This window comes from Pseudomonas gregormendelii (assembly GCF_017114825.1).
Taxonomy (GTDB): domain Bacteria; phylum Pseudomonadota; class Gammaproteobacteria; order Pseudomonadales; family Pseudomonadaceae; genus Aquipseudomonas; species Aquipseudomonas gregormendelii.
In genome coordinates this window covers 1-12045 of record NZ_JADEVO010000044.1, presented here as the reverse complement: position 1 = coordinate 12045, position 12045 = coordinate 1, and the positions used below count along the sequence as shown (strand labels likewise).

12 protein-coding genes are annotated in these 12045 nt (G+C 59.4%); all 12 read left to right on the top strand.

The annotated features are described in order from the left end of the window. Positions 1 to 4: 4 nt before the first annotated feature. The 12 genes from iscX (at position 5) to IMW75_RS23045 (ending at position 11828) form a co-directional block, all read left to right on the top strand. Positions 5 to 205, top strand: coding sequence for a Fe-S cluster assembly protein IscX (gene iscX, locus IMW75_RS23100; RefSeq protein ID WP_205893869.1), 201 nt, complete (start codon positions 5 to 7; stop codon positions 203 to 205). Positions 206 to 293: 88 nt separating this feature from the next. Then, on the top strand, positions 294 to 719 hold the full coding sequence (gene ndk, locus IMW75_RS23095; RefSeq protein WP_007916882.1) for a nucleoside-diphosphate kinase: 426 nt from the start codon (positions 294 to 296) through the stop codon (positions 717 to 719). 28 nt (positions 720 to 747) lie between these two features. Then, positions 748 to 1890 (top strand): dual-specificity RNA methyltransferase RlmN, encoded by a 1143-nt coding sequence (gene rlmN / locus IMW75_RS23090; RefSeq protein ID WP_045057722.1) that lies wholly within the window; start codon positions 748 to 750, stop codon positions 1888 to 1890. A 17-nt stretch (positions 1891 to 1907) separates the two neighbouring features. Next, the gene (gene pilW, locus IMW75_RS23085; RefSeq protein WP_045057723.1) at positions 1908 to 2666 is read left to right on the top strand and encodes a type IV pilus biogenesis/stability protein PilW; all 759 of its coding nucleotides are present in this window, start codon (positions 1908 to 1910) and stop codon (positions 2664 to 2666) included. After that, positions 2666 to 3682, top strand: coding sequence for a RodZ domain-containing protein (locus IMW75_RS23080; protein ID WP_205893868.1), 1017 nt, complete (start codon positions 2666 to 2668; stop codon positions 3680 to 3682). Before pilW ends, IMW75_RS23080 begins: the two co-directional genes overlap by 1 nt. Positions 3683 to 3685: 3 nt before the next feature. After that, complete coding sequence (gene ispG / locus IMW75_RS23075) at positions 3686 to 4795, top strand: flavodoxin-dependent (E)-4-hydroxy-3-methylbut-2-enyl-diphosphate synthase (RefSeq protein WP_045057725.1); 1110 nt, start codon at positions 3686 to 3688, stop codon at positions 4793 to 4795. Positions 4796 to 4831: 36 nt separating this feature from the next. Beyond that, positions 4832 to 6121, top strand: a complete 1290-nt coding sequence (hisS, locus tag IMW75_RS23070) for a histidine--tRNA ligase (protein WP_045057726.1) — start codon at positions 4832 to 4834, stop codon at positions 6119 to 6121. 42 nt (positions 6122 to 6163) lie between these two features. Then, positions 6164 to 6805, top strand: coding sequence for a tetratricopeptide repeat protein (locus tag IMW75_RS23065; protein ID WP_045057727.1), 642 nt, complete (start codon positions 6164 to 6166; stop codon positions 6803 to 6805). Then, positions 6798 to 7949: an outer membrane protein assembly factor BamB gene (gene bamB, locus IMW75_RS23060; RefSeq protein WP_045057728.1), complete on the top strand. Its 1152-nt coding sequence runs from the start codon at positions 6798 to 6800 to the stop codon at positions 7947 to 7949. The genes IMW75_RS23065 and bamB overlap by 8 nt, the downstream gene beginning before the upstream one ends. Before the next feature lie 234 nt (positions 7950 to 8183). Continuing rightward, entirely contained in the window at positions 8184 to 9653 is a 1470-nt protein-coding gene (der, locus tag IMW75_RS23055) for a ribosome biogenesis GTPase Der (RefSeq protein WP_045057729.1), read from the top strand. 247 nt (positions 9654 to 9900) lie between these two features. Continuing rightward, the gene (locus IMW75_RS23050) at positions 9901 to 11049 is read left to right on the top strand and encodes a pyridoxal phosphate-dependent aminotransferase (protein ID WP_205893867.1); all 1149 of its coding nucleotides are present in this window, start codon (positions 9901 to 9903) and stop codon (positions 11047 to 11049) included. Next, on the top strand, positions 11037 to 11828 hold the full coding sequence (locus tag IMW75_RS23045) for an amidohydrolase (RefSeq protein ID WP_205893866.1): 792 nt from the start codon (positions 11037 to 11039) through the stop codon (positions 11826 to 11828). The genes IMW75_RS23050 and IMW75_RS23045 overlap by 13 nt, the downstream gene beginning before the upstream one ends. The last annotated feature ends 217 nt before the right edge of the window (positions 11829 to 12045 follow it).

The window sequence follows — 12045 nt, the reverse complement described above, 5'->3', positions numbered from 1 at the left end:
TGTCATGAGTTATGGTTGGAATGATGTTCAGCGCATTGCAGAAGAACTGGCCGAATCCAAGCCGGATGTCGATCCAATTTCTGTCAATTTCGTAGACCTGCAGCGATGGATCATGGAACTTCCCGATTTCGACAACACCTCTGGCCGCTGTGGCGAGAAAGTGTTGGAAGCGGTTCAGTCACTTTGGATCGAAGAAGCCGACTGATCGTCCTCGCAGGTTAGGCAATACCAAAGAACCCGCGTATAATTCGCGGGTTTAATTTTTCACAAATTATCGTTTCTGGAGTTACACCATGGCTGTTCAACGTACTTTCTCCATCATCAAGCCTGACGCTGTTGCAAAAAACGTCATCGGCGAGATCACCACTCGTTTCGAAAAAGCCGGCCTGCGCGTTGTAGCTTCGAAACTGAAGCAACTGTCCAAAGCCGAAGCTGAAGGCTTCTACGCTGAGCACAGCGCTCGTGGTTTCTTCGGCGACCTGGTTGCTTTCATGATCTCCGGCCCGGTTGTTGTCCAGGTTCTGGAAGGCGAAAACGCTATCGCTCTGAACCGTGAGCTGATGGGCGCTACCAACCCTAAAGAAGCTGCTGCCGGCACCATCCGTGCTGACTTCGCTGATTCGATCGACGCCAACGCTGTACACGGTTCGGACTCCGAAGCCGCTGCTGCTCGCGAAATCTCGTACTTCTTCGCAGCTACTGAAGTAACCACTCGCTAAGCATTGGCTTAAGAGTGAAGGTGAATCCATGACTACATCGACTGTAAAAACAAACCTGCTGGGTCTGACTCAACAGGAAATGGAAAAATTCTTCGACTCGATCGGGGAGAAGCGTTTCCGTGCCGGTCAGGTAATGAAATGGATTCACCACCTTGGCGTCGATGATTTCGACGCCATGACGAACGTCAGCAAGGCCTTGCGCGACAAGCTCAAGGTTATTGCCGAAGTTCGCGGTCCTGAAGTCGTCAGCGAGGACATTTCCACCGACGGTACCCGTAAATGGGTCGTGCGCGTGGCGTCCGGCAGCTGCGTCGAGACCGTCTACATTCCCCAGGGCAAGCGCGGCACTCTGTGCGTTTCGTCCCAGGCAGGCTGTGCCCTGGATTGCAGCTTCTGCTCCACCGGCAAGCAAGGTTTCAACAGCAACCTCACCGCCGCCGAAGTCATCGGCCAGGTGTGGATTGCCAATAAATCGTTTGGCAGCATCCCGGCGACCGCCGACCGTGCCATCACCAACGTGGTGATGATGGGCATGGGTGAGCCGCTGCTGAACTTCGACAACGTCGTGGCCGCCATGCATCTGATGATGGATGACCTGGGCTACGGGATCTCCAAGCGCCGCGTGACCCTGTCCACTTCGGGCGTGGTGCCGATGATCGATGAGCTGTCCAAGCACATCGACGTGTCCCTGGCGTTGTCCCTGCACGCACCCAATGACGCATTGCGTAATCAATTGGTGCCGATCAACAAGAAGTATCCGCTTAAGATGCTGCTTGAGTCGTGCCAGCGCTACATGTCGTCCCTGGGCGAAAAGCGCGTGCTGACCATCGAGTACACCTTGCTCAAGGACATCAACGACAAGGTCGAGCACGCGGTCGAGATGATCGAGCTGCTCAAGAACATCCCGTGCAAGATCAACCTGATTCCGTTCAACCCGTTCCCGCATTCCGGCTACGAACGCCCGAGCAACAATGCGATTCGCCGTTTTCAGGATCAGCTTCACCATGCCGGCTTCAATGTCACCGTACGCACCACCCGCGGTGAAGACATCGATGCCGCGTGTGGCCAATTGGTAGGGCAGGTGCTGGATCGCACCCGTCGCAGCGAACGTTATATCGCCGTGCGCGAGTTGAGCGCCGAAAACGATATCGCACAGAACGCCGCGAAATAAAGTAAGAGAGGATCTCTATGTCCCTGCGCTTTGCGCTGCTATTGCTGATGGCCAGCCTGTGTGCTGGTTGTGTCCTGTCGGGTGACTACAACCCGATGAAGACCAGCAAGGGCCGCGACGAAGCGCGTGCTGCCTATGTACAGCTGGGGCTGGGGTATCTGCAGCAGGGCATGACGGAGCGCGCGAAGGTGCCGTTGAAGAAGGCCCTGGACCTGAACAGTTCGGATCCTGACGCCAATGCTGCACTGGGCCTGGTGTTCCAGGCCGAGATGGAGCCGGAACTGGCCGACGAGCATTTTCGCAAGGCACTGTCTTCGCGCCCCAACGACGCGCGAATCCTGAACAACTACGGCAGTTTTCTCTACGAAGAGAAGCGTTACAAGGAAGCCTACGAACGCTTCGAACAGGCCGCTTCCGACTCCCTGTATCCTGAGCGCTCGCGAGTGTTCGAGAACCTGGGCATGACCGCTGCGAAGCTTGGAGAGCGTGACCTGGCGCTGCAGCAACTGGAAAAAGCCCTGCGCTTGAATCGTCAACAGCCACGCGCTTTGCTGGAAATGGCTGAGTTGTCGTACGAAGACAGGCATTATGTGCCCGCGCGTGACTATTACGATCGTTTTAGCCTGCTCACCGAACAAAATGCACGTAGTCTATTGCTCGGCATTCGTCTGGCAAAAGTGTTTGAAGATCGCGACAAGGCTGCCAGTTATGGCCTGCAACTAAAACGACTCTATCCCGGTACGCCGGAATATCAGCAATACCTGTCGGAGCAATGATGAAAGCGGCGCATCCCGAAGTTGTAGCAGCGAATCGCGTTAACCCCGGTGAAACCTTGCGCCAGGCCCGCGAAAGCAATGGCTGGTCGCTGGCTGAAGTGGCGCTCAAGCTCAACCTCACCGTCAACTCCCTGACCAATCTTGAGGCCGGCGCATTCGACAAGCTGCCGGGGCATACCTTTGCGCGGGGTTATATCCGTGCCTATGCCAAGTTGCTCGGCATGGACCAGACCGCCCTCGTCCAGCAATTCGACCAATCCACCGGCACCGATTCCCAGGGCAGCAATGTGCACAGCCTGGGCCGTATCGAAGAGCCGGTGCGGGTTTCCCACACCATTTTGCGAATCGTCAGCCTGTTGCTGCTGGTTGCCGTGATCGGCGGTGGTTTCTTCTGGTGGCAGGATCAAACCTCCCAGCGTGCCAAGAACCTGACCACCTTGAGCCCGGAGCACGTCGAAGTCGAAGGTGCCGATGGCACCACGCAGATCCATCCGCTGGACGAGCCGGAAGACCAGGCCGTCGTGGAAGGTCAGGCCGAGGGCGCAACCTCGCTGGCACTGCCGCAGACCAACACTGCGGCGCAAGATGAAGCGATTGCCCCAGGCGCTGCACCGACTACACAGACCTCACCGTCCGTGCCTGTGCCAAATACTGCGCCGGCCGCTGCGACCCCGGCGACTCCTGCTCCTGCCGTTCCTGCCGTGCCAGCGCCGGTGGTGACTGCGCCGGTTGCGCCAAGTGTTGCTGCCGTTGCACCGACTACGGCAGTGGCCGGCCAAGGCCAGGTTTCATTGCAATTCACCGCCGATTGCTGGACACAAGTTTCCGATGGCACCGGCAAGGTGCTGTTGAGTGGTCTCAAGCGTAAAGGCGAAAATGTTTCCGTCAGCGGCAAGCCACCCTTTGCCGTGCGTCTGGGCTACGCCCGTGGCGCGCAGGTCAGCTATAACGGGCAGGTGGTTGATGTCGCTCCGTTCACCAGTGGCGAGACTGCTCGCCTGAAGTTGGGTCAATAAGTCATGCACGGCGAATCTCCAATCAAACGTCGCGAATCGCGCAAGATCTGGGTCGGTAATGTGCCCGTGGGCGGCGATGCCCCTATCGCTGTGCAGAGCATGACCAACAGCGATACCAACGACGTCGCGGCCACCGTGGCCCAGATCAATCGTCTGGAAGCGGCGGGCGTCGACATCGTGCGCATTTCCGTACCGGACATGGACGCTGCCGAGGCGTTCGGCAAGATCAAGCAGCTGGTCAAGGTGCCGCTGGTTGCCGACATCCACTTCGATTACAAAATCGCTTTGCGTGTCGCTGAGCTGGGTGTTGACTGCCTGCGCATCAATCCTGGCAACATCGGTCGCGAAGACCGCGTACGTGCGGTGGTCGATGCCGCCCGTGATCGCGGGATTCCGATTCGCATCGGGGTCAACGCCGGTTCCCTGGAAAAAGACCTGCAGAAAAAGTACGGCGAGCCAACGCCGGCTGCGCTGGTCGAATCCGCCCTGCGCCACGTCGAGCACCTGGAGCGCCTGAATTTCCAGGACTTCAAGGTCAGCGTGAAGGCCTCCGACGTGTTCATGGCCGTCGAAGCCTACCGTTTGCTGGCCAAGGAAATCGTCCAGCCGTTGCACCTGGGCATCACCGAAGCCGGTGGTTTGCGTTCAGGCACGGTGAAATCCGCCGTGGGCCTCGGTATGCTGCTCGCCGAAGGGATTGGCGATACTATTCGCATCTCGTTGGCGGCTGATCCGGTCGAGGAAGTGAAAGTCGGTTACGACATTCTCAAATCCCTGCACTTGCGTTCACGGGGCATCAACTTCATCGCCTGCCCGAGCTGCTCGCGGCAGAACTTCGACGTGGTCAAGACCATGAACGAGCTGGAAGGGCGCCTTGAAGACCTGCTGGTGCCGCTGGATGTCGCGGTGATCGGTTGTGTGGTCAACGGCCCCGGTGAAGCCAAGGAAGCCCATATCGGCTTGACCGGCGGTACACCGAACCTGATTTACATCGACGGCAAGCCGTCGCAGAAACTGACGAATGACAATCTGGTGGATGAGCTTGAACGCTTGATCCGCCAGAAAGCGGCCGAGAAGGTCGAAGCTGACGCAGCGGTTATCGCGCGCGGCTGAGCCGACTGAAGAGCCGAACGAATTTAAGGATTTATAGTGAGCAAGTCTCTGCAAGCCATACGTGGCATGAACGACATCCTGCCCGAACAGACTCCCCTGTGGCGTCATTTCGAAGGCACCGTCTCGCGCCTGCTGGATAACTACGGTTACAAGCAGATCCGCATGCCGATCGTCGAATTCACCGAGCTGTTCAAGCGTTCCATCGGCGAAGTGACCGACATCGTCGAAAAAGAGATGTACACCTTCGACGACCGCAACGGCGACTCCCTGACCCTGCGCCCCGAAGGTACGGCGGCCTGCGTGCGTGCGGTGCTGGAGCACGGTATCACCGGTGGTGGCCAGGTGCAGAAACTCTGGTACATCGGCCCGATGTTCCGCCACGAGCGCCCGCAGAAAGGCCGTTATCGCCAGTTCCACCAGATCGGTGTCGAAGTGTTCAACCTCGACGGGCCGGACATCGACGCCGAGCTGATCGTGCTGACCTGGCGCCTGTGGGGCGAGCTGGGGATTCGTGACGCGGTCAAGCTTGAACTCAATAGCCTGGGCACCGCCGAGTCTCGTGGTCGTTACCGCGAGGCGCTGGTCGAGTATCTGTCGGCGCGCCTGGACCAGCTGGACGAAGACAGCCAACGCCGTCTGAAGACCAACCCGTTGCGCGTGCTGGACACCAAGAACGCCGACACTCAAGCCGTGCTGGTCGATGCGCCGAAGATGGCCGACTACCTCGACGAGGAGTCCCGCGTGCACTTCGAGGGCCTCAAGGCTCGCCTGGATGCTGCCGGTATTCCTTATGTGATCAACCCGAAGCTGGTTCGCGGGCTGGATTACTACAGCAAGACCGTTTTCGAATGGGTCACCGACAAGCTCGGCGCCCAAGGCACCGTGTGTGCCGGTGGTCGTTACGATGGCCTGGTCGAGCAGATGGGCGGCAAGCCGACTGCCGGCGTGGGTTTCGCCATGGGCATCGAGCGCCTGGTGCTGCTGCTGGAAACCCTGGAGCAGATCCCGGCCGAGATTTCCCGTCAGGTCGACGTCTACCTCTGCGCGTTCGGCGAAGCCGCCGAATTGGCCGGGCTGACCCTGGCCGAGCGAGTGCGTGATCAATTGCCTAACCTGCGCCTGCAAGTCAATGCCGGCGCCGGTAGCTTCAAAAGCCAGTTCAAGAAGGCCGACAAGAGCGGTGCGTTGTATGCGCTGATCCTCGGCGACGACGAAATGGCCCAGCAAGTGGTAGGTTTCAAACCCCTGCGTGGCCAGGGCGAACAACAAAGCATTGCCTGGGATGCGCTTGCTGCACACCTGGCCACCTGCGTCGTGCAGGGTTGAAGCTGTCATAAACAGCCGATTTAGCGATTAAGGAGTATTGGGGTGTCGAGTACCGAAGACGAAAACCTGGCGGATTTGAAGGATTGGTGGACACGCAACGGCAAGCCCCTGGTTACTGGCGGCCTGTTGGCGCTGGTCATCGTGTTCGGCTGGCAGGCCTTTCAGAAGTATCAGGGCAATCAGGCACAAAGTGCCTCGATTCTCTATCAGCAATTGCTCGAAACCACGCTGACCCCTGACGGCAAGCCTGATGCCGCGCGTGTTTCGGACCTGGCCGGCAAGCTCAACAGCGAGTTCGGCGGCACCGCGTACGCGCAGTACGGCAGCCTGTTCGTGGCCAAGGTCGCAGTCGACAGCGGCAAGCTGGATGACGCAGCCACTGAACTCAAGGCGATCATTGCCAAACCGGCCAACCCGGCACTGGGCGAAATCGCCCGTCAGCGCCTGGCGCAGGTTCTGGGCGCGCAGGACAAGGCTGATGAAGCCCTGAAACTGCTCGAAGGCGACGCTGACACTGCATTCCTGGCCACCCGCGAAGAGCTCAAGGGCGACCTGCTGGTGAAACTGGGTCGTACCGATGAAGCAAACACGGCGTATCAAAAAGCCAAGGCGGCACTGTCGGACGAAGCGGCAGTAGGTGGCCTACAAATCAAGCTGGACGACCTGGCCAAAGGGGATGCGTGACGTGATCCGTTGGAAACATGCAGCATTGCTGGCCCTGGCCATTTTGGCCGCGGGTTGCAGCAGCAACAGCAAAAAGGAATTGCCACCGGCCGAGTTGACCGACTTCAAAGAAGAAGTGGTTCTGCAGAAGCAGTGGAGTCGTTCGATCGGTGACGGTCAGGGCGAAACCTATAACATGCTGGTCCCGGCGATCGATGGCGACACCATCTATGCCGCCGACGTCACCGGTGTGGTGATGTCGATGGATCGCAGCAATGGCGACGTCAAATGGGAAAAAGATCTTGAGCTGCCAGTTTCCGGCGCCGTTGGCGTGGGTTACGGGTTGGTCATGATCGGTACGCTCAAGGGCGAAATCGTTGCCCTGGATGCCAGCAGCGGTGAAGAGAAATGGCGCGCTCGCGTGTCCAGCGAAGTCCTCGCACCGCCTGCCAGCAATGGTGATGTGGTGGTGGTTCAGACTCAGGATGATCGTCTGATCGGCCTGGATGCCGCCACCGGCAACCAGCGCTGGTTGTATGACAGCACTCCGGCAGTCCTGACCCTGCGCGGTACCAGTGCTCCGATCGTGACCAACCGCCTCGCGGTGGCTGGCCTGTCGACCGGTAAAGTGGTGGCTTTGGACATCTCCAACGGTGTGCCGGTCTGGGAACAACGCGTTGCCATTCCACAGGGTCGTTCGGAACTGGAGCGTGTGGTCGACATCGACGGCGGCTTGCTGCTGTCCGGCGGTACGCTGTACGTGGCCAGCTACCAGGGTCGCGTTGCGGCACTGGACCTGGAAAGCGGTCGTCAGCTCTGGCAGCGGGATGCTTCCAGCTATGCCGGTGTCGCCCAGGGTTTTGGCAGCGTCTACGTGAGCCTGTCGTCGGGCACCGTTGAAGGCGTCGACGAACGTACCACCACAGCCTTGTGGACCAACGATTCGCTGGCTCGTCGTCAACTGTCGGCTCCGGAAGTGTTCTCCAGCTACGTGGCTGTCGGCGACCTCGAAGGCTACCTGCACCTGCTGAGCCAGGTGGACGGTCGCTTCGTCGGACGCGAGCGCATCGACAGCGACGGCCTGCGTGCCCGACCGCTGGTGGTGGGTGACATGATTTATGTGTATGGCAACAGCGGCAAACTGGAAGCCCTGACCATCAAGTAAGAACTATGCTTGGGGATTAACCCCCAAGCGGCTTCACCGTTCGCAAACTGTAGGAGCGAGCTCGCTCGCGAAGGACGTCAACGATAACGTTGGCTTCTTGGGTAAACGCAGTGTCTTGGCGTTTTTCGCGAGCAGGCTCGCTCCTACAGGAAAGCACGCAGTGATTGCCCCGAGCACCAGCCGCTGCCTAGCAGCGGCTTTTGTATTTTCTGAAATAACGAAGTGGAGAGCCGCATGGTTCCCGTAATCGCCCTGGTGGGCCGACCCAATGTCGGCAAGTCCACCTTGTTCAACCGCCTGACCAGGACTCGTGACGCCATCGTCGGCGACTTGTCCGGTCTGACCCGTGATCGCCAATACGGTGAGGCCAAATGGCAAGGGCGTTCCTACATTCTGGTCGACACCGGCGGTATCTCCGGTGACGAGCACGGTATGGACGAAAAAATGGCCGAGCAGTCGCTGCTGGCCATTGAAGAAGCGGATGTGGTGTTGTTCCTGGTAGATGCCAAGGCCGGTTTCACCGCCGCCGACCAGATGATCGCCGAGCATTTGCGCAAACGTAACAAGCGCTCCTACGTGGTTGCCAACAAGGTCGACAACATCGACCCGGAAATGGCCCGCGCCGAATTCGCCCCGTTGGGCATGGGTCACGCGATCCCGATCGCTGGCGCCCATGGTCGTGGCATTACCCAGATGCTGGAAATCGCCCTCAGCGACTTCCCGAGAGACGAGGAAGAGCCGGAAGACGGCGAAGAAGAGATCGTTGCCGAAGGTGAGGAAGCCAAGCGCATTCCTGGCCCAAGCGAAAAAGACGGGATCAAGATCGCTATCATCGGCCGTCCGAACGTCGGCAAGTCGACCCTGGTCAACCGCATGCTCGGTGAAGACCGGGTAATCGTCTATGACCAGCCGGGTACCACTCGCGACAGTATCTACATCCCGTTCGAGCGTAACGACGAGAAGTACACGCTGATTGACACCGCGGGTGTGCGCAAGCGCGGCAAGATCCACGAAGAAGTTGAAAAATTCTCCGTGGTGAAAACCCTGCAGGCGATCAAAGACGCCAACGTGGTGATCTTCGTCATGGACGCCCGCGAAGGCGTGGTAGATCACGACCTCAACCTGCTGGGCTTTGCCATCGAGTCGGGTCGCGCGCTGGTTATCGCGATCAACAAGTGGGACGGCATGACGCCGAGCGAGCGCGACTTCGTGAAGATCGAGCTGCAACGTCGACTGTTCTTCGTTGACTACGCCGACATCCACTTCATCTCGGCGCTGCACGGCACCGGCGTGGGTAACCTCTACGCTTCCGTACAGAACTCGTTCAAGTCCGCGGTTACCCGCTGGCCGACCAACCGCCTCACCCAGATCCTGGAAGATGCGGTCGGCGAGCACGCGCCACCGATGGTCAACAACCGCCGGATCAAGCTGCGCTATGCCCACTTGGGTGGTGCCAACCCGCCGATCATCGTGATCCACGGTAATCAGATCGAAAAGGTGCCGAAGTCTTACGTTCGTTACCTGGAAAACACTTATCGCCGTGTCCTGAAGCTGGTCGGTACGCCGATCCGCATCGAGTTCAAAGGCGGTGAGAACCCGTACGAAGGTAACAAGAACTCGCTCACCGACCGCCAGGTCAACAAGAAACGCCGGATGATGTCGCACCACAAGAAGGCCGACAAGAAGCGCCGCGACAAGCGCTGATTGAGATGGCCATTACCACCATCGCGTGGGAATGCTCAACCGCTTCTGTAGGAGCTGGCGAAGCCTGCGATCTTTTGATTTTGCTTTGAAGATAAGATCAAAAGATCGCAGCCTGCGGCAGCTCCTACAGGGTTCGGCGATAAAGAGGGTGCTCGCCAGGGCGCCCTTTTTTTATGGGCGCCGTATGGGCTATCCTCGGGCTCTCCCGCGCCGCCGTTAGAGCCGGGTGCAGAGCAGGGAACCACCGATGATCACCAGTAAGCTGCCGAATGTCGGCATCACTATCTTCACTCAGATGTCGCAGCTCGCGGCGCAAACCGGCGCGTTGAACCTGTCCCAGGGTTTTCCCGATTTCGATGCCCCGCAGGCGCTGTGCGACGCGGTAGGCCGGCACATCGCCCAGGGCCACAACCAGTATTCGCCAATGACCGGCCTGCCGGCCTTGCGCCAGCAGGTCGCCACCAAGATCGCGCGCAGCTACGGTATCAACGTCGATGCCGACAATGAGGTGACGATTACCCCGGGCGCCACCCAGGCGATCTTCTGCGCGATCCAGGCGGTTATCAACAGCGGCGACGAAGTCATCGTATTCGACCCGTGCTACGACAGTTATGAACCGTCGGTCGAGCTGGCCGGCGGTCGTTGTGTGCACGTGCAGCTGGGCCTGGATGATTTCGCCATCGACTTCCAGAAACTCGCTGAAGCCATTACTCCGCGTACGCGGATGATCGTGCTCAACTCCCCGCACAATCCGAGCGGCGCACTGATCAGTCGCGCCGAGCTGGATCAACTGGCCCAATTGATCCGTGATCGTGATATCTACCTGATCAGCGACGAGGTCTACGAGCACCTGGTGTTCGACGGCGTGCCCCATGTCAGCGTGCTGGTGCATGAAGAGCTGTACCAGCGCGCCTTCGTGATCAGCTCCTTCGGCAAGACCTATCACGTTACCGGTTGGAAAACCGGCTACGTGGTCGCTCCACCGGCCCTCACCGCGGAAATGCGCAAGGTTCACCAGTACGTCAGCTTTTGCGGCGTCACTCCGCTGCAGTTTGCCCTGGCCGACTTCATGGCCGAGCACCCTGAGCACGTCGAGGAGCTGCCGGCGTTCTATCAGGCCAAGCGCGACCTGTTCTGCGATTTGCTGGCGCCCTCGCGCTTGAGCTTCAAACGGGTCGCGGGCACTTATTTCCAGCTGGTCGACTATTCGCAGATTCGCCCGGACCTCAATGACGTCGACATGGCGCTTTGGATGACTCGCGAACACGGCGTGGCCAGTATCCCGATCTCGGTGTTCTACCAGAGCCCGCCTGCAGGCCAGCGCCTGATACGCCTGTGCTTCGCCAAACGCGAGGAGACCCTGCGTGAAGCAGCGGAAAAACTATGCGTGATCTGAGTGCCTTGCCGAACCTGACCATCGCGTTGATCCAGACCACGCTCGCCTGGCATGATCGCCAGGCCAACCTGGAGCACTTCGAGCAATTGCTGGAGCAGGCGCGGGGCGCCGACCTGATCATCCTGCCGGAAATGTTCACCACCGGTTTCTCCATGGAATCCCAGACCCTGGCCGAGCCGGAGAACGGCCCCACCAGCAAATGGTTGCGGCTGCAGGCGGCGAAGTTCGACGCGGTGATTACCGGCAGTGTCATCGTGCAAGCCAGTGATGGCAGCCATCGCAATCGCCTGTTATGGGCGCGCCCGGACGGCGAGATGCTGCACTACGACAAGCGCCATCTGTTTCGCATGGCGGGTGAGCACAACCACTACACCCCGGGCGAGCGCCAGGTGCAGTTCGAATTGAAAGGCTGGCGGGTGCGGCCGCTGATTTGTTACGACCTGCGATTCCCGGTCTGGAGCCGTGACGCGCAGGACACCGACCTGTTGCTGTACACCGCAAACTGGCCTGGTGCACGGCGCCAGCACTGGAACCGCTTGCTGCCGGCGCGGGCGATTGAAAACCTGTGTTATGTCGCGGCGGTGAATCGCGTGGGCACCGACGGCAAGGGCTTTGCCTACACCGGGGACAGCCAGGTGCTGGATTTCCAGGGTGAGACGTTGCTGGGCGCGGGGGAGGCCGATGGAGTGTTTCAGGTGGTGCTGGATGCGGCGGAGCTTGCGGCGTACCGCACGCGGTTTCCAGCGAATCTGGATGCGGATACGTTCGAGTTCACCTGATATCCGAAAAGATCGCAGCCTTCGGCAGCTCCTACGGGGGACCGCAAGGTAGGAGCTGCCGAAGGCTGCGATCTCTTGATCTTCAAACAGCATGTCTAGTCCTGAAATAGGTTTACACCTGTTTCACCCCAACGCCCGATGCACCGCATCGGGCGTTTTGTATTTCAAGGACAGGTGCGGGCGCTCCTGGTTGTAGATTAGGATCGCCTCTCTCACC

What these genes read in the sequence shown, in the direction of transcription:
- iscX (WP_205893869.1), top strand. Translation starts at nt 5, where the DNA reads ATGAGTTATGGTTGGAATGATGTTCAGCGCATTGCAGAAGAACTGGCC.
- ndk (WP_007916882.1), top strand. Translation starts at nt 294, where the DNA reads ATGGCTGTTCAACGTACTTTCTCCATCATCAAGCCTGACGCTGTTGCA.
- rlmN (WP_045057722.1), top strand. Translation starts at nt 748, where the DNA reads ATGACTACATCGACTGTAAAAACAAACCTGCTGGGTCTGACTCAACAG.
- pilW (WP_045057723.1), top strand. Translation starts at nt 1,908, where the DNA reads ATGTCCCTGCGCTTTGCGCTGCTATTGCTGATGGCCAGCCTGTGTGCT.
- IMW75_RS23080 (WP_205893868.1), top strand. Translation starts at nt 2,666, where the DNA reads ATGAAAGCGGCGCATCCCGAAGTTGTAGCAGCGAATCGCGTTAACCCC.
- ispG (WP_045057725.1), top strand. Translation starts at nt 3,686, where the DNA reads ATGCACGGCGAATCTCCAATCAAACGTCGCGAATCGCGCAAGATCTGG.
- bamB (WP_045057728.1), top strand. Translation starts at nt 6,798, where the DNA reads ATGCGTGACGTGATCCGTTGGAAACATGCAGCATTGCTGGCCCTGGCC.
- der (WP_045057729.1), top strand. Translation starts at nt 8,184, where the DNA reads ATGGTTCCCGTAATCGCCCTGGTGGGCCGACCCAATGTCGGCAAGTCC.
- IMW75_RS23050 (WP_205893867.1), top strand. Translation starts at nt 9,901, where the DNA reads ATGATCACCAGTAAGCTGCCGAATGTCGGCATCACTATCTTCACTCAG.
- IMW75_RS23045 (WP_205893866.1), top strand. Translation starts at nt 11,037, where the DNA reads ATGCGTGATCTGAGTGCCTTGCCGAACCTGACCATCGCGTTGATCCAG.